This window comes from Oryzomicrobium sp. (assembly GCF_021287045.1).
Lineage (GTDB): Bacteria > Pseudomonadota > Gammaproteobacteria > Burkholderiales > Rhodocyclaceae > Oryzomicrobium.
Window position 1 is genome coordinate 78,238 of record NZ_JAJTBG010000015.1, and the last position, 14,772, is coordinate 93,009.

General features: G+C 70.2%; 15 protein-coding genes. 14 read left to right on the forward strand and 1 reads right to left on the reverse strand.

Annotation, left to right across the window (positions count from 1 at the left end; genetic code table 11):
- The first annotated feature begins 2 nt into the window (after positions 1-2).
- The 7 genes from LWW89_RS15205 (at position 3) to LWW89_RS15235 (ending at position 6,261) form a co-directional block, all read left to right on the forward strand.
- Positions 3-503 (forward strand): ureidoglycolate lyase, encoded by a 501-nt coding sequence (locus tag LWW89_RS15205; RefSeq protein ID WP_293265655.1) that lies wholly within the window; start codon positions 3-5, stop codon positions 501-503.
- A gap of 10 nt (positions 504-513) precedes the next feature.
- The gene (locus tag LWW89_RS15210) at positions 514-1,314 is read left to right on the forward strand and encodes a class II aldolase/adducin family protein (protein WP_293265657.1); all 801 of its coding nucleotides are present in this window, start codon (positions 514-516) and stop codon (positions 1,312-1,314) included.
- A 56-nt stretch (positions 1,315-1,370) separates the two neighbouring features.
- Entirely contained in the window at positions 1,371-1,562 is a 192-nt protein-coding gene (locus LWW89_RS15215) for a 4-oxalocrotonate tautomerase (protein WP_293265659.1), read from the forward strand.
- A gap of 335 nt (positions 1,563-1,897) precedes the next feature.
- A complete protein-coding gene (locus LWW89_RS15220; protein WP_293265661.1) occupies positions 1,898-3,310 on the forward strand; it encodes a nucleobase:cation symporter-2 family protein in 1,413 nt (470 codons plus the stop codon).
- Between the two features lie 157 nt (positions 3,311-3,467).
- Positions 3,468-4,340, forward strand: coding sequence for a hypothetical protein (locus LWW89_RS15225; RefSeq protein ID WP_293265663.1), 873 nt, complete (start codon positions 3,468-3,470; stop codon positions 4,338-4,340).
- A gap of 107 nt (positions 4,341-4,447) precedes the next feature.
- Entirely contained in the window at positions 4,448-5,731 is a 1,284-nt protein-coding gene (gene eno / locus LWW89_RS15230; RefSeq protein ID WP_293265665.1) for a phosphopyruvate hydratase, read from the forward strand.
- Between the two features lie 8 nt (positions 5,732-5,739).
- Entirely contained in the window at positions 5,740-6,261 is a 522-nt protein-coding gene (locus tag LWW89_RS15235) for an AmiS/UreI family transporter (protein WP_293265667.1), read from the forward strand.
- A 32-nt stretch (positions 6,262-6,293) separates the two neighbouring features.
- Here the strand turns inward: LWW89_RS15235 and LWW89_RS15240 are convergent, their stop codons facing one another.
- On the reverse strand, positions 6,294-7,208 hold the full coding sequence (locus LWW89_RS15240; protein ID WP_293265669.1) for a LysR family transcriptional regulator: 915 nt from the start codon (positions 7,206-7,208) through the stop codon (positions 6,294-6,296).
- A gap of 110 nt (positions 7,209-7,318) precedes the next feature.
- On the opposite strand from LWW89_RS15240, the gene gcl reads away from it, so the two are divergent.
- From gcl to pyk, 7 genes are all read left to right on the forward strand, one after another.
- Complete coding sequence (gcl, locus tag LWW89_RS15245) at positions 7,319-9,094, forward strand: glyoxylate carboligase (RefSeq protein ID WP_293265671.1); 1,776 nt, start codon at positions 7,319-7,321, stop codon at positions 9,092-9,094.
- Between the two features lie 45 nt (positions 9,095-9,139).
- A complete protein-coding gene (gene otnI / locus LWW89_RS15250) occupies positions 9,140-9,928 on the forward strand; it encodes a 2-oxo-tetronate isomerase (RefSeq protein ID WP_293265673.1) in 789 nt (262 codons plus the stop codon).
- Between the two features lie 42 nt (positions 9,929-9,970).
- Entirely contained in the window at positions 9,971-10,861 is an 891-nt protein-coding gene (locus tag LWW89_RS15255) for a 2-hydroxy-3-oxopropionate reductase (protein ID WP_293265675.1), read from the forward strand.
- A gap of 131 nt (positions 10,862-10,992) precedes the next feature.
- Positions 10,993-11,415, forward strand: a complete 423-nt coding sequence (locus LWW89_RS15260; protein ID WP_293265677.1) for a DUF3830 family protein — start codon at positions 10,993-10,995, stop codon at positions 11,413-11,415.
- Positions 11,416-11,452: 37 nt separating this feature from the next.
- The gene (locus LWW89_RS15265) at positions 11,453-12,733 is read left to right on the forward strand and encodes a glycerate kinase (RefSeq protein WP_293265679.1); all 1,281 of its coding nucleotides are present in this window, start codon (positions 11,453-11,455) and stop codon (positions 12,731-12,733) included.
- Positions 12,734-12,781: 48 nt separating this feature from the next.
- Positions 12,782-13,192, forward strand: a complete 411-nt coding sequence (locus LWW89_RS15270) for a heme-binding protein (RefSeq protein WP_293265681.1) — start codon at positions 12,782-12,784, stop codon at positions 13,190-13,192.
- Positions 13,189-14,622, forward strand: a complete 1,434-nt coding sequence (pyk, locus tag LWW89_RS15275) for a pyruvate kinase (protein ID WP_293265683.1) — start codon at positions 13,189-13,191, stop codon at positions 14,620-14,622. The genes LWW89_RS15270 and pyk overlap by 4 nt, the downstream gene beginning before the upstream one ends.
- Positions 14,623-14,772: the final 150 nt, after the last annotated feature.

Consider the following 14,772-nt stretch of genomic DNA (forward strand, 5'->3'; position numbering starts at 1 on the left):
CCATGACGACGATCACCCTGGTGCCCGAACCGCTGACCCGGGAAGGCTTCGCCCCCTTCGGCGACGTCATCGAAGCCAGCGACGCGGTGCGCCACTTCACCATCAACGCCGGCAACACCGAGCGCTACCACGACCTGGCCGCCGTCGAGCCCGGGCCCGACGGGCGGGTGATCGTCTCGATCTTCCGCGGCCAGCCCCGCCAGCTCCCCTTCAAGGTGGAGATGATGGAGCGCCACCCCCTGGGCAGCCAGGCCTTCGTCCCCATGGCCGACTGGTCCTACCTGGTAGTGGTGGCCCCGGCCGGGGAATCCCCCCGGGTGGAGGACCTGCGGGTCTTTCTCGCCCGGGGCGACCAGGGGGTGAACTACGCCCCCGGGGTCTGGCACCACCCCCTGCTGGCCCTCGATGCGGTGTCCGATTTCCTGGTCATCGACCGCGGCGGCCCGGGGAACAACTGCGACGAAGTCAGCCTCGAAACTCCCGGGTGGATTCCCGCCCCCTAGGAGAAACGCCATGGATGACGCGGCCCGCCCGGACGACGGCACGGCCCCGGCCTACGCCGCCCGCCCGGCCCACATCGGCGAGGCCGAATGGCGGGCCCGGGTGGATTTGGCGGCCTGCTACCGCCTGGCCGGCCGGCATGGCTGGGACGACCTGATCTATACCCACGTCTCCCTGCGCCTGCCGGGGCGGGGCGACGCCTTTCTGATCAATCCCTTCGGCCTGGCCTTCGCCGAGATCAGCGCCTCCAACCTGCTGGTGGTGGATACCCGTGGGCAGGTGATCGACGGCAGCGGCCGCCGCGCCAACCCCAGCGGCTTCGCCATCCACGGGGCGGTGCACCGGGCCCGGGCCGACGCCCATTGCGTCATCCACCTGCACACCACCGCCGGCATCGCCGTCTCGGCCCTGGCCGAGGGGCTGCTGCCCCTGTCCCAGCACGCGTTGCGCTTCTGGCACGACATCGCCTACCACGACTACCAGGGCCTGGCCCTGGGGGCCCAGGAGCAGGCGCAACTGGTGGCGGAACTGGGCGGCCACCGAGCCATGATCCTGCGCAACCACGGCACCCTGACCTGCGGCCGCACTGTGGCCGAGGCCTACGTGCTGATGCACACCCTGGAGAAGGCTTGCGCCATCCAGCTGGCGGCCCTGGCCGCCGCCCACGGCGGAGGGGGCCTGCATGTGCCGCCCGCCGAGGTGCTCGAACGCAGCCACGCCCAGCTCACCGCCGACAGCGAGCCCGAGGGTGCCCTGGAGTGGCCGGCCCTGCTGCGTGGCTTGCTGCGGGAAGCCCCGGGCTTTGCCCGCTGAACGTTCCGGTGCCGGCATTTCCCTTCGGGGCCGGCGCCTAGTGTCTGGAGATTGCCATGCCCACGTTGCACATCGAACTCTTCGAGGGGCGCAGCCCCGAGCAAAAACGCGAACTGGTGAGCGCCCTGACCCGGGAGACCTGCCGGGTCCTGGGCTGCGACCCCGGGGCGGTGGACATCGTGCTGATCGACGTGCGCCGCGACAACTGGGCCACCGGCGGCGTGCTGTGGTCCGATCGGCCGGCCTGATTTCCCGCAGGGGAGGGCGGGGCGGCCGAGCGGGGCGCCCGCCGCATTTTCCCCTGGCATCGGGGCGGCCCTGCCGGCGCCGCCCGTCCTTGTTTTTTCCCGCTTTTTCCGCTTCTACCTCCCTTGTTCCCGCGTCCTGTCCGCACGGCGTTGCCGCCGCGGCAGGCGCGGGCTTTTTTTGTCCGTGAAAACAGGGGGCTAGGACTATATGAATTTCCTTATGTGACGTATCAGGGCTACCCCGTTTCGGCGCGGCAGCCGATCCCTAAACTAGGTTTGCAGTCAACGACGTCCGCAGAGACGCATCAACTCATAACTACTGGATGGAGACAACGATGTCCAACTGTGTCACGGAAACCGTTCCGCAACAGCCGGATGCGGTCGACGAGCGCCTGCCCGCCGGCCGCCTGGCCACGCTGGGATTGCAGCATGTGATGGTGATGTACGCGGGGGCGGTGGCCGTGCCCCTGATCATCGGGGCCGCCCTCAAGATGCCCAAGGAGCAGATCACCCTGCTGATCAACGCCGACCTGCTGTGCAGCGGTCTGATCACCCTGATCCAATCCCTCGGCGCCGGCATGTTCGGCATCCGCCTGCCGGTGATGATGGGGGTGACCTTCGCCGCGGTGACGCCGATGATCGTCATCGGCACCGACCCCAGCCTGGGCATTACCGGCATTTTCGGCGCCAGCATCGTCGCCGGCCTGTTCAGCATCCTCATCGCCCCGATGTTCAGCCGGCTGATGGGGCTGTTTCCGCCGGTGGTCACCGGCACCATCATCACCGTCATCGGCGTTTCCCTGATGCGGGTCGGGGTCAACTGGGTCGGCGGCGGCCAGCCCATGATCAAGAATCCGGCCACCGGCCTGATGGTGCCCAACCCCAGCTACGGCTCCCCGGAGAACCTGGGCATCGCCCTGCTGGTGCTGGTGGTGATCCTGCTCATCTCCAAGTACGGCAAGGGCTTCGTCGCCAACGTGGCCGTACTGGTGGGCCTGGTGGTGGGCTTCTTCGTCTCCCTGGGGATGGGCCGCATCAATTTCTCGGGCCTTGACCAGGCCAGCTGGTTCGCCGTGATCACCCCCTTCGAGTTCGGCATGCCCACCTTCGACCTGGGGGCCTCCACCGTGCTCTGCCTGATCATGATGGTGGTGATGGTCGAATCCCTGGGCATGTTCCTGGCGATCGGCGAGATCACCGGGCGCAAGCTGACCCGGGAGGACCTGGTGCGGGGGCTGCGCACCGACGGCCTGGGCACCCTGGTGGGGGGCATCCTCAACACTTTCCCCCATACCTCCTTCTCCCAGAACGTGGGCCTGGTCAGCGTCACCGGCGTCAAGAGCCGCTGGGTGTGCGTGGTGGGGGGCGCCATGCTGATCGCCCTGGGCCTCTTCCCCAAGATGGCCTTCGTGGTGGCCTCGGTGCCCCAGTACGTGCTGGGCGGCGCCGGGATCGTGATGTTCGGCATGGTCGCTTCCACCGGCATCAAGATTCTCATGTCGGCCAACCTGGGCAGCAACCGCTATAACTCCTACATCGTCGCCATCAGCCTGGGCTTTGGCATGATCCCCGTGGTGGCCGACCACCTCTTCGAACAGATGCCCAAGGCCCTGGCGCCCCTGCTCCATAGCGGCATCCTGCTCGCCGCCCTCTCGGCGGTGCTGCTCAACCTGTTCTTCAACGGCACCGGCCGCAAGCAGGCCGACTGCATCGGCGAAGTCGGCGCCCACCAGGCGACCGCCCACTAAGCCGCTCCACGCTGCACCCGCCAGGCCGTGACCGCCACGGCCTGGCCAACCCCTCCCCGAACACTCCCGAGTCTTTCCGGCATCGCCGGGGCGCGTCCGCGCCCGGCGCCGGCTTCGGCCGCCCGTGACTCACGACCACGATTTCGAGACGACACCCATGAAAACCACCTCCGCCGCCACTGTTTTCGCCCTGTCCGCCGCCGGCCTGGCCCTGTCCGCCGCCACCGCCCAGGCCCAGAGCTGGAGCGACACCTACATCGGCTATCGCTACGGCACCGCCTTCACCGAGCCGACCAACCGCAACGACATCACCAAGAACGTCATCCAGTTCACCCACGCCAGCGGCTATTCCCTGGGGCAGAACTTCTTCAACCTGGACATCCTCAAGTCCGACAGCAAGGACCCGGCCAACGGCGGCTCCAGCGGCGCCACCGAGTTCTACGCCACCTACCGCCACCTGCTGTCCTTCGGCAAGGTGCTCGACAAGAACCTGTCCTTCGGCCCGGTGAAAGACGTGGGCTTCACCGCCGGCTTCGACCTCAATTCCAAGAACACCGCCTTCGCCCCGCAAAAGCGCCTGCTGGTGGCCGGCCCCACCCTGCGCTTCGACGTGCCCGGCTACCTGGACGTGAGCGTGCTGGCGGCCCGGGAATGGAACCACTGCGGCCTGGGTGCCCCGGCCTGTCCCAAGAGCGACATCGTCTTCGATCCCCAGCTGATGCTTAGCGCCGCCTGGGGCATCCCCTTCCAGGCCGGCCCGCTGCCCCTCAAGTTCCAGGGCTTCATCAACTACCTGACCGCCAAGGGCCGGGACTACGCCAACGTGGAAACCAAGCCCGAGACCCTGATGCGTACCTCCCTGATGGTGGACGTGGGCCAGCTGACCGGCGGCAAGAAGAACACCTTCCTGATGGGGGTGGGCTACGAGCTGTGGCGCAACAAGTTCGGCAACCACGCTTACGCCAACGGCGTCACCAAGCCGGGCATCGACACCAATGCCCCGACCTTCCAGGCCGAGTGGCACTTCTGATCCGGGACGCCCCGTAACCGACCCGTCCCTCCGGGGCGGCGGCGCGGACCCGGTCCGCATCGCCGCCCGCCTTTCATTGCGGCTGACACCTAATACCTGATACCACCATGCACGAAATCACCCACATCGAGGCCCTGGAAATTCTCGATTCCCGTGGCAATCCCACCCTGGCGGCCACCGTCACCCTGCGCTCCGGCGCCCGGGGCCGGGCCGCCGTGCCCTCCGGCGCCTCCACCGGCGCCCGGGAGGCCCTGGAACTGCGCGACGGCGACCCGGCCCGCTACGGCGGCAAGGGCGTGCTGCGCGCCCTGGCCCACGTCGAAGGCCCCATCGCCGAGGCCCTGCGCGGCCGGGACGCGAGCCGCCAGGACGAGATCGACCGCCTCCTGATCGACCTGGACGGCAGCCCGGGCAAGTCGCGCCTGGGCGCCAACGCCCTGCTGGCCGTGTCCCTGGCCTGCGCCCACGCGGCGGCGGCGGACCGGGGGCTGCCCCTCTACCGCAGCCTGGCGGCGGAGGGCCGGGCGCCCGTGCTGCCGGTGCCCCTGATGAACGTCCTCAACGGCGGGGCCCATGCCAACAACAGCCTGGACATCCAGGAATGCATGATCGTGCCCCACGGCTTCGAACGCTTTTCCGACGCCCTGCGCGCCGGGGCCGGGGTGTTCCACGCCCTGCGCGGGCTGCTCGACGCCCAGGGCTTTTCCACCGCCGTGGGCGACGAGGGGGGCTTCGCCCCCAACGTGCTCGGTACCCGCCACGCCCTGGACCTGATCGTCGAGGCCATCGAGAAGGCGGGCTACGCGCCGGGGACGGAAGTGGCCCTGGCCCTGGATTGCGCCTCGTCCGAGTTCTACCGGGGCGGGCGCTACGTCCTGCAAGGCGAGGGGCTGGACCTGGGCGCCGCCGGCTTTGCCGCCTACCTGGAAGCCCTGGCGGCCGACTACCCCATCGTCAGCATCGAGGACGGCATGGCCGAGGACGACTGGGCGGGCTGGAAGCTCCTCACCGAGCGCCTCGGCGGCCGGGTCCAGCTGGTGGGGGACGACCTGTTCGTCACCGACGCCGCGACCCTGGCCGAGGGCGTGGCCCAGGGGGCGGCCAACGCCATCCTGATCAAGCCCAACCAGATCGGCACCCTGAGCGAAACCGTGGCGGCCATGGAGCTGGCGCGCCGCCACGGCTACGCCGCCATCGTCTCCCACCGCTCCGGCGAAACCGGCGACACCACCATCGCCGATCTGGCGGTGGCCAGCGCCTGCGGCCAGATCAAGACCGGATCGGCGAGCCGTTCGGACCGGGTGGAAAAGTACAACCGGCTGCTCGCCATCGAGCGCCAGCTCGGCGCCGCCGCCCGCTTCGCCGGCAGCGCGGCCCTGGCCCGGGCGTAGGAGGCGGCATGTACCAGGGCCTCGTGCTGCTCTACGTGGGGGCCGTGCTGATCCTCAACGGGCTGTGGATGCTGGGCCGCATCGACGACCGGGAGATCGGGGCGATCAACGTGCTCGTTGGCGGGGTCAGCCTGGCGGTGGCCCTGCGCCTGGCCTTCGGCCCCGACGCCGACCCGGCCTCGGTGAAGGCGGCGGCCCTCTCGCTGCTGTTCGCCTTCACCTACCTGTGGGTGGCCTACAACCGCTACAGCGGCGCCGACGGCCGGGGCCTGGGCTGGTTCAGCCTGTTCGTGGCCCTCACCGCCGTGGCGGTGGCGGCCGAGACCCTGGCGGGCGCCGCCACGCCGTGGCAGCTCTGGTCGGGCCTTTCCTGGGCGGCCTGGGCCGTCCTGTGGTGGGTGTTCTTCCTGGTGCTCGCCCGGGGCCGGCCCCTGGCCCGTACGGCGGCCTGGCTGGCCATTGCCGAGGGGGTGACCACCGGCTGGATACCGGGCTACCTGCTTCTCACCGGCGCCATTCCCCAGCCATGAAGCGCGCCGCCCGTTCCGTGCCGCCGGGGCGTCTAGCCCCGTTCCCCTTCCCAGTAGCCGGGGGAGTTGTAGATGCCCTTCAGGTAGTCGATGAAGTGGCGCACCTTGGCCGGCAGGTAGCGTTGCTGCGGATAGACGGCCTGGATCGGGTAGCCGGGCACGGCGAACTCGTCGAGCACCGTCACCAGCTCGCCGCGCTTCAGTTCGGCCTGGATCTCCCAGGTGGAGCGCCAGCCGATGCCCAGGCCCTGCTTGACCCAGTTGAACAGCAATTCCCCGTCGTTGCAGGCCAGGTCGCCGTCCACCCGCACGGCGATCAACCGGCCGTCCCGGGCGAAGCTCCAGCCGCGCTGCTGCCCCCCTTGCAGGTTGAAGGCCAGGCAGTTGTGCCCGGCCAGGTCGTCCGGGGTGCGGGGCACGCCGTGGCGGGCGAAATAGGCCGGGGTGCCGCACACCACCCGGCGGTTGGGGAAGAGAGGCACCGCCACGTAGTTCGGGTCGGTCACCTCGCCGATGCGGATGGCCATGTCGTAGCCCTCGCGCACCAGGTCCACCACGCTGTCGGTGAAGTTGAAGGACAGTTTGAGGGCCTCGTAGCGCGCCTTGAAGGCGGGGGCGTGGGGCGCCACGTGGCGCCGCCCGAAGGCCGCCGGAGCCGACACCACCAGATGGCCGCGCACCACGTCGCGGCCGGCGCTGATGCTGCTCTCGGCGGCGTCGAAGTCGCGCAGCAATTGACGGCACTGGTCGAGGAACTGCTCCCCCAGGGCGGTGAGGGTCAGGCCCCGGGTGGAACGATGCATCAGCCGCACCCCCAGGCGAGCCTCCAGGGCGTCCAGGCGGCGCCCCATCACCACCGGGGTGACGTTCTCCGCCAGGGCGGCGGCGGCGAAGCTGCCCTTTTCGGCCACCAGGGCGAAGCTGCGGATTTCGGTATAGCGGTCCATTCGGTACTCCAAGTATCTACAGAAGCAATGGTAGCAGCAATTCAACAGCCCGCCCGTTCTCTTTATTCTGGTCCCATCGACCTGATTAACGCATGGCAATGGAGAAGACAATGGCACGTATGAGAGCAGTGGACGCCGCCGCGGCGGTGATGAAGAAAGAGGGCGTGGGCACCGTTTTCGGCGTTCCCGGTGCGGCGATCAACCCCTTGTATTCTGCGATGCGCAAGAATGGCGGTTTCAGCCACGTGCTCGCCCGCCACGTCGAGGGCGCCGCGCACATGGCCGAGGGCTACACCCGCACCCGGGCCGGCAACATCGGCGTGTGCATCGGCACTTCAGGTCCGGCGGGCACCGACATGATCACCGGGTTGTATTCCGCATCGGCAGATTCGATACCTATTCTATGTATTACTGGCCAGGCCCCCCGGGCCCGGTTGTACAAGGAAGACTTCCAGGCGGTGGACATCGAATCCATCGCCAAGCCGGTCACCAAGTGGGCGGTGACGGTGCGCGAGCCGGCCCTGGTGCCCCGGGTCTTCCAGCAGGCCTTCCACCTGATGCGCTCGGGCCGCCCCGGTCCGGTGCTGATCGACCTGCCCTTCGACGTGCAGATGGCCGAGATCGAGTTCGACCCCGACACCTACGAGCCCCTGCCGGTCTACAAGCCCGCCGCCACCCGGGCCCAGGCCGAGAAGGCGTTGGCCATGCTCAACGCCGCCGAGCGGCCCCTGATCGTTTCCGGCGGCGGGGTGATCAATGCCGACGCCGCCGCCCGCTTGCAGGAATTCGCCGAGCTCACCGGGGTGCCGGTGATCCCCACCCTGATGGGCTGGGGCACCATCCCCGACGACCACCCGCTGATGGCCGGCATGGTCGGCTTGCAGACCTCGCACCGCTACGGCAACGCCACCATGCTCGCCGCCGACTTCGTGCTGGGTATCGGCAACCGCTGGGCCAACCGCCACACCGGCTCGGTGGAGGTCTATACCGAGGGGCGCAAGTTCGTGCACATCGACATCGAGCCGACCCAGATCGGCCGCGTCTTCGGCCCGGACTACGGCATCGTCTCCGACGCCGGGGCGGCCCTGGACCGGCTCCTGGAAGTGGCCCGGGAAATGAAGGCCGCCGGCACCCTGCGCTGCCGCAAGGCCTGGGCCGCCGAGTGCCAGGAGCGCAAGCGCACCCTGCAACGCAAGACCCACTTCGAGGCCACGCCGCTCAAGCCCCAGCGGGTCTATGAAGAAATGAACCTGGCCTTCGGCAAGGACACCTGCTACGTCAGTACCATCGGCCTGTCCCAGATCGCCGCCGCCCAGTTCCTGCACGTCTATCAGCCGCGCCACTGGATCAACTGCGGCCAGGCCGGTCCCCTGGGCTGGACCGTACCGGCAGCCCTGGGCGTGTGCGCCGCCGACCCGCAGCGCAAGGTGGTGGCCATCTCCGGCGACTACGACTTCCAGTTCATGATCGAGGAGCTGGCGGTGGGGGCCCAGTTCAAGCTGCCCTACCTGCACGTGGTGGTGAACAACGCCTACCTCGGCCTGATCCGCCAGTCCCAGCGCGGTTTCGACATGGACTATTGCGTGCAGCTGGCCTTCGAGAACATCAACGCCCCGGAAACCGAGGGCTACGGGGTGGACCACGTGGCGGTGGTGGAGGGCCTGGGCTGCAAGGCCATCCGGGTGCGCCGCGCCGAGGACATCCAGCCCGCCTTCGCCCAGGCCCGCACCTGGATGGAGGAATACCGGGTGCCGGTGGTGGTGGAGATCATCCTGGAGCGGGTGACCAACATCGCCATGGGCACCGAGATCAACGCCATCAACGAGTTCGAGGACCTGGCCGAGTCCCGGGACGATGCGCCCACCGCCATCGCCCTGCTCGACTGACCCGACTGACCCGACTGACCCCGGCCTCACCAGGAGACACCAGAGATGCCCAAGTTCGCCGCCAACCTGACCATGCTGTTCAATGAGGTGCCCTTCCTCGACCGCTTCCAGGCCGCCGCCCAGGCCGGATTCAAGGGGGTCGAGTACCTCTTCCCCTACGACTTCGCCAAGGAGGAACTGGCCGAGCGGCTGGCGCGCCACGGCCTGGTCCAGGTGCTGCACAACCTGCCGGCCGGCGACTGGGCCGGCGGCGAGCGGGGCATCGCCTGCCTGCCCGAGCGGGTCGGCGAGTTCCAGGACGGGGTGGGGCGCGCCATCGAGTACGCCCGGGCCCTGGGCTGCGCCCAGGTCAATTGCCTGGCCGGCATCGTCCCCGCCGGGGGCTGCCAGAACACGGCGCGCCGCACTTTCGTGGACAACCTGCGCTTTGCCGCCGGCCAGCTCAAGGAGGCGGGCATCCGCCTCCTGATCGAGCCGATCAACACCTACGACATCCCGGGCTTCTTCCTCAGCCGCACCGACCAGGCCCTGGCCATCATCGACGAGGTGGGCTCGGACAACCTGTTCCTCCAGTACGACATCTACCACGCCCAGCGCATGGAGGGCGAACTGGCCAACACCATCGCCCGCCACCTGCCGCGCATCGCCCACATCCAGCTCGCCGACAACCCGGGCCGCCACGAGCCGGGCAGCGGCGAGATCAACTACCCCTGGCTGTTCCGCCACATCGACGGCCTGGGCTACGCCGGCTGGATCGGCTGCGAGTACAAGCCCGCCGCCGGCACCCGCGAGGGCCTGGGCTGGATCGCCGCCCTGACCGGCCAGGCCGGCTGAACGGCGCACGGCACCATTCATCACACCGAAGGAGACAACGACATGGCAAAAATCGGCTTCATCGGCCTCGGCATCATGGGCGCCCCCATGGCCGGCCACCTCATCGGCGGCGGCCACGCCGTCTTCACCTACACCCACGGCGAGACGCCCCAATTCCTCCTCGACCAGGGCGCCCAGCCCTGCGCCAGTGGCGCCGAGGTGGCGCGCAACGCCGAGGTGATCATCACCATGGTGCCCGACACCCCCCATGTGGAGGACGCCCTGTTCAACCCCACCGGGGTCGCCGCCGGCCTGGCGCCGGGCAAGATCGTGGTGGACATGAGCTCCATCTCCCCGGTGGCCACCAAGGACTTCGCCAAGCGCATCAACGCCCTGGGCTGCGACTACCTGGACGCCCCGGTGTCCGGCGGCGAGGTGGGGGCCAAGGCCGCCTCCCTGACCATCATGGTGGGCGGTCCGGAAGCCGCCTTCGCCAAGGTCAAGCCCCTGTTCGAGCTGATGGGCAAGAACATCACCCTGGTGGGGGGCAACGGCGACGGCCAGATCACCAAGGTGGCCAACCAGATCATCGTCGCCCTGACTATCGAGGCGGTGGGCGAGGCCCTGCTGCTCGCCGCCAAGGCCGGCGCCGACCCGGCCAAGGTGCGCCAGGCCCTGATGGGGGGCTTCGCCAACTCGCGCATCCTCGAAGTGCACGGCGAGCGCATGGTCAAGCGCACCTTCGATCCGGGCTTCCGCATCGAGCTGCACCAGAAGGACCTCAACCTGGCCCTGACCACCGGCCGCCAACTGGGCGTCTCCCTGCCCAACACGGCCACCGCCCAGGAGCTGTTCAACGCCTGCGCCGCCCACGGCGGCTCGGCCTGGGACCACTCCGCCATGGTCCGGGCCCTGGAGAAGATGGCCAACTTCGAGATCGGCAGCGGGCGCTAGGCCCCGCCGCCAGGGCGGTTCCGGCGCCGCCGCGCGCCGCGCCGGGACCGCTTCACCGTTTGCCATCGCCCACGAGCCCGCCGGCCGGGACGCCGTCGCAGCCCGGTCCGGCCCCCATTCCGAGGACCCCCATGCGTCATCTCGCCATCGATGTCGGCACCCACCGTTTCATCGCCCGCCTGGAAGAAGAGGCCGCCCCGCGCACCTGCGCCGCCTTCCTGGAGATGCTGCCCTTTTCCAACCAGGCCATCCATTCCCGCTGGAGCGGCGAAGCGGTCTGGGTGCCCCTGGGCGACTTCCAGACCGGCCTGGACTACGAGAACCACACCAGCCACCCCTCCCGGGGCGACGTGCTGCTCCACCCTGGCGGCCTGTCGGAAACCGAGATCCTGTTCGCCTACGGCAGCAGCCGCTTCGCCAGCAAGGTGGGCCAGCTCGCCGGCAACCACTTCCTGACGGTGGTGGAAGGCGCCGACAAGCTCATGGACATGGGCCGCACCGTGCTGTGGAAGGGGGCCCAGTGGATTCGCTTCACCGACCTGGGCGAGCGCTGAGGCCCGGGCCAGCACAACGACAGAACGGGATACGACCATGACCTCCGCTCCCCTTGCATCCCTGGCGCCCCGCGAACTGCTCGGCCGCATGTTCGCCGCCGCGGTGAACGCGGCCCAGCCCGAGCATTGCATTCCCCCCCACCTGCCCGAGCCGCCCCGGGGCCGCACCCTGGTGATCGGCGCCGGCAAGGCCTCGGCGGCCATGGCCCAGGCCCTGGAGCGGCACTGGCCCGGCCCCCTGTCGGGCCTGGTGGTGACCCGCTACGGTTACGCCGTGCCCTGCGAGCGCATCGAGATCGTCGAGGCCGCCCATCCGGTGCCCGACGCCGCCGGCCAGGCCGCCGCCGCGCGCCTGCTGGAGCTGGTGCGGGGCCTGAGCGCCGACGACCTGGTGATCTGCCTCGTTTCCGGCGGCGGCTCGGCCCTGCTGCCCCTGCCCGGCGACGGGGTGACCCTGGCGGACAAGCAGGCCATCAACCGGGCCCTGCTGGCCTCCGGCGCCACCATCGCCGAAATGAACTGCGTGCGCCGCCACCTGTCCGCCATCAAGGGCGGGCGCCTGGCCGCCGCCTGCCACCCGGCCCGGGTGGTGAACCTGCTCATTTCCGACGTTCCGGGGGACAACCCGATGGACATCGCTTCCGGCCCCACCGTGGCCGACCCCACCACCTGTGCCGACGCCCTGGAAATCGTGCGCCGCTACGGCATCGAACTGCCCGAGGGCGCTCGCCGCCTGCTCGAAAGCGGCGCTGGCGAGACGGTCAAGCCCGGCGATCCGCGCCTGGCCGGCGTCACCACCCGCCTGGTGGCCACGCCCCAGATGGCCCTGGAAGCCGCCGCCGCCGTGGCCCGGGACGCCGGGGTGACGCCCCTGGTGCTGGGCGACAGCATCGAGGGCGAGGCCCGGGACGTGGGCAAGGTCCTGGCCGGCATCGCCCTCCAGGTGCGCCGCCACGGCCAGCCGCTGCCGGCGCCCTGTGTGTTGCTGTCCGGCGGCGAGACCACGGTGACGGTGCGCGGCCGGGGCAGGGGAGGGCGCAACGTCGAATTCCTGCTCGCCCTGGCGGTGGCCCTGGACGGCGCGCCGGGCATCCACGCCGTGGCCGGGGATACGGACGGGGTGGACGGGCAGGAGGAAATCGCCGGTGCCTTCGCCACCCCCTGCACCCTGAAGCGGGCCTGGGAACGGGGCATCCGCCCCCGGGACCGGCTCGACGACAACGACGGCCACGGCTTCTTCGAGGCCCTGGGGGATTCCCTGGTGACCGGCCCGACCCTGACCAACGTCAACGATTTCCGCGCCATCCTGATCACCTGAACACCAGGGGCGCCGGGACCACCGCGAGAGCGAAAGAGGAGACAGCAAATGAAAACGATCAAGGCCCTGACCCTGGACGACGCCCGGCGCATCGCCGCCGCCGCCGAAAGCGAAGCCCTGGCCAACGGCTGGGCGGTGAGCATCGCCGTGTGCGACGGCGGCGGCCACGCCCTGTGGTTGCAGCGCATGGACGGCGCCCCCCCGATGAGCGCCGTCGTGGCCCCGGAAAAAGCCCGCACCTGCATCATGAGCGGCAAGCCCAGCAAGGCGTACGAGGACATGGTCAACAATGGCCGCTTCGCCGCCCTGGCCATGCCGGTGGTGCCCCTGGAAGGGGGCGAGCCGATCGTGGCCGGCGGCGCCATCGTCGGTGCCGTGGGCGTCTCCGGCGTCAAGGCCGGGGAAGACGCCCAGGTGGCCCGGGCCGGGGTCGCCGCCCTGGCGGGAGAATGCGCATGAGACGCCATCGCCGCTCGCGCATCCTCGCCACCCTGGGGCCGGCCAGTTCCAGCCGGGAGCGCATCCGCGCCCTGGTGGACGCCGGGGCCGACGTCTTCCGCCTCAACTTCAGCCACGGCAGCCACGCCGACCATGCCGAACGCTACCGCCTGATCCGCGACGTGGAACGGGACGTGGGGCGCCCCATCGGCGTGCTGATGGACTTGCAGGGGCCCAAGCTGCGGGTCGGCCGTTTCGCCGGGGGCAAGGCCGTCCTGGCGACCGGAGCCGCCTTCCGCCTCGACCTGGACCCGGCCGAGGGGGACGCCGGCCGGGTCTGCCTGCCCCACAAGGAAATCTTCGCCGCCCTGGAAGCCGGTACCGAGCTGTTGCTCGACGACGGCAAGCTGCGCCTGCGGGTGGAGCGCTTCGGCCCGGACCACGCCGAGACCACGGTGCTGGTGGGGGGAGTGCTGTCCGACCGCAAGGGTGTGAACGTGCCGGGCGTGGTGCTGCCCATCTCGCCCCTGACCGAAAAGGACCGGGACGACCTGGCCTTCGGCCTGGAGCTGGGGGTGGACTGGGTGGCCCTGTCCTTCGTGCAGCGCCCCGAGGACATCGCCGAGGCCCGCCGCCTGGTGGGCGAGCGGGCCTGGATCATGGCCAAGCTGGAAAAGCCCTCGGCCATCGAGCACCTGGACGAGATCGTCGCCCGGGCCGACGGGATCATGGTCGCCCGGGGCGACCTGGGGGTGGAGCTGCCGCCCCAGCGGGTGCCGGTGCTGCAACGGCGCATCGTCGAGGCGGCCCGGGCCGCCGGCAAGCCGGTGGTGGTGGCTACCCAGATGCTCGAATCCATGATCACCGCCCCGGTGCCCACCCGGGCCGAGGCCTCGGATGTGGCCACGGCCATCTACGAAGGGGCCGACGCCGTGATGCTCTCGGCCGAATCCGCCTCGGGCCAGTACCCGGTGGAGGCGGTGGGCATCATGGACCGCATCATCGCCGAGGTGGAGCAGGACCCGGCCTGGCGCATCGGCCTGGAGGCCAGCCACACCCCGGCCGCCGCCACCACGCCGGACGCCATCTGCTGCGCCCTGCGGCGCATCGCCGGGCTGCTCGCCCCGGCGGCCACCGTGGCCTACACCGTCAGCGGCTTCAGCTGCCTGCGGGCCAGCCGCGAGCGGCCCGCCACGCCGATCCTGGCCCTCACCCCCAAGCTGGCGGTGGCCCGCCGGCTGGCCCTGGTCTGGGGCGTCCATCCGGTGCCCTTCGAAGAGGCCGCCAACCTCGAGGCCATGGTGGACGACGCCGCCGCCGCCGCCGTGCGTTTCGGCCTGGCCGGCCCGGGCGACGACCTGGTGGTGATCGCCGGCCTGCCCTCGGGACGGGCCGGCAGCACCAACCTGCTGCACGTGCTGCGCATTCCCGACGCCCCGCCGGCGCGCTAGACGCCGCCCCGGCGCCGGCCGTTGCTGCTTCCCGCAGGGCGGCCGGTGCCGGAGGCCGAGCGGCCTCCGCCCCACCCCGACGCCGAGAATTTTGATCCCCATGAACGCCAAAGCCCCCTTCACCGCCGCCCAGGCCCACGTCGACAGTGC

Excerpts from the sequence above, each read along its gene's own strand:
- LWW89_RS15205 (WP_293265655.1), top strand. The coding sequence starts at position 3 with ATGACGACGATCACCCTGGTGCCCGAACCGCTGACCCGGGAAGGCTTC.
- LWW89_RS15210 (WP_293265657.1), top strand. The coding sequence starts at position 514 with ATGGATGACGCGGCCCGCCCGGACGACGGCACGGCCCCGGCCTACGCC.
- LWW89_RS15215 (WP_293265659.1), top strand. The coding sequence starts at position 1,371 with ATGCCCACGTTGCACATCGAACTCTTCGAGGGGCGCAGCCCCGAGCAA.
- LWW89_RS15220 (WP_293265661.1), top strand. The coding sequence starts at position 1,898 with ATGTCCAACTGTGTCACGGAAACCGTTCCGCAACAGCCGGATGCGGTC.
- LWW89_RS15225 (WP_293265663.1), top strand. The coding sequence starts at position 3,468 with ATGAAAACCACCTCCGCCGCCACTGTTTTCGCCCTGTCCGCCGCCGGC.
- eno (WP_293265665.1), top strand. The coding sequence starts at position 4,448 with ATGCACGAAATCACCCACATCGAGGCCCTGGAAATTCTCGATTCCCGT.
- LWW89_RS15235 (WP_293265667.1), top strand. The coding sequence starts at position 5,740 with ATGTACCAGGGCCTCGTGCTGCTCTACGTGGGGGCCGTGCTGATCCTC.
- LWW89_RS15240 (WP_293265669.1), bottom strand. The coding sequence starts at position 7,208 with ATGGACCGCTATACCGAAATCCGCAGCTTCGCCCTGGTGGCCGAAAAG.
- gcl (WP_293265671.1), top strand. The coding sequence starts at position 7,319 with ATGGCACGTATGAGAGCAGTGGACGCCGCCGCGGCGGTGATGAAGAAA.
- otnI (WP_293265673.1), top strand. The coding sequence starts at position 9,140 with ATGCCCAAGTTCGCCGCCAACCTGACCATGCTGTTCAATGAGGTGCCC.
- LWW89_RS15255 (WP_293265675.1), top strand. The coding sequence starts at position 9,971 with ATGGCAAAAATCGGCTTCATCGGCCTCGGCATCATGGGCGCCCCCATG.
- LWW89_RS15260 (WP_293265677.1), top strand. The coding sequence starts at position 10,993 with ATGCGTCATCTCGCCATCGATGTCGGCACCCACCGTTTCATCGCCCGC.
- LWW89_RS15265 (WP_293265679.1), top strand. The coding sequence starts at position 11,453 with ATGACCTCCGCTCCCCTTGCATCCCTGGCGCCCCGCGAACTGCTCGGC.
- LWW89_RS15270 (WP_293265681.1), top strand. The coding sequence starts at position 12,782 with ATGAAAACGATCAAGGCCCTGACCCTGGACGACGCCCGGCGCATCGCC.
- pyk (WP_293265683.1), top strand. The coding sequence starts at position 13,189 with ATGAGACGCCATCGCCGCTCGCGCATCCTCGCCACCCTGGGGCCGGCC.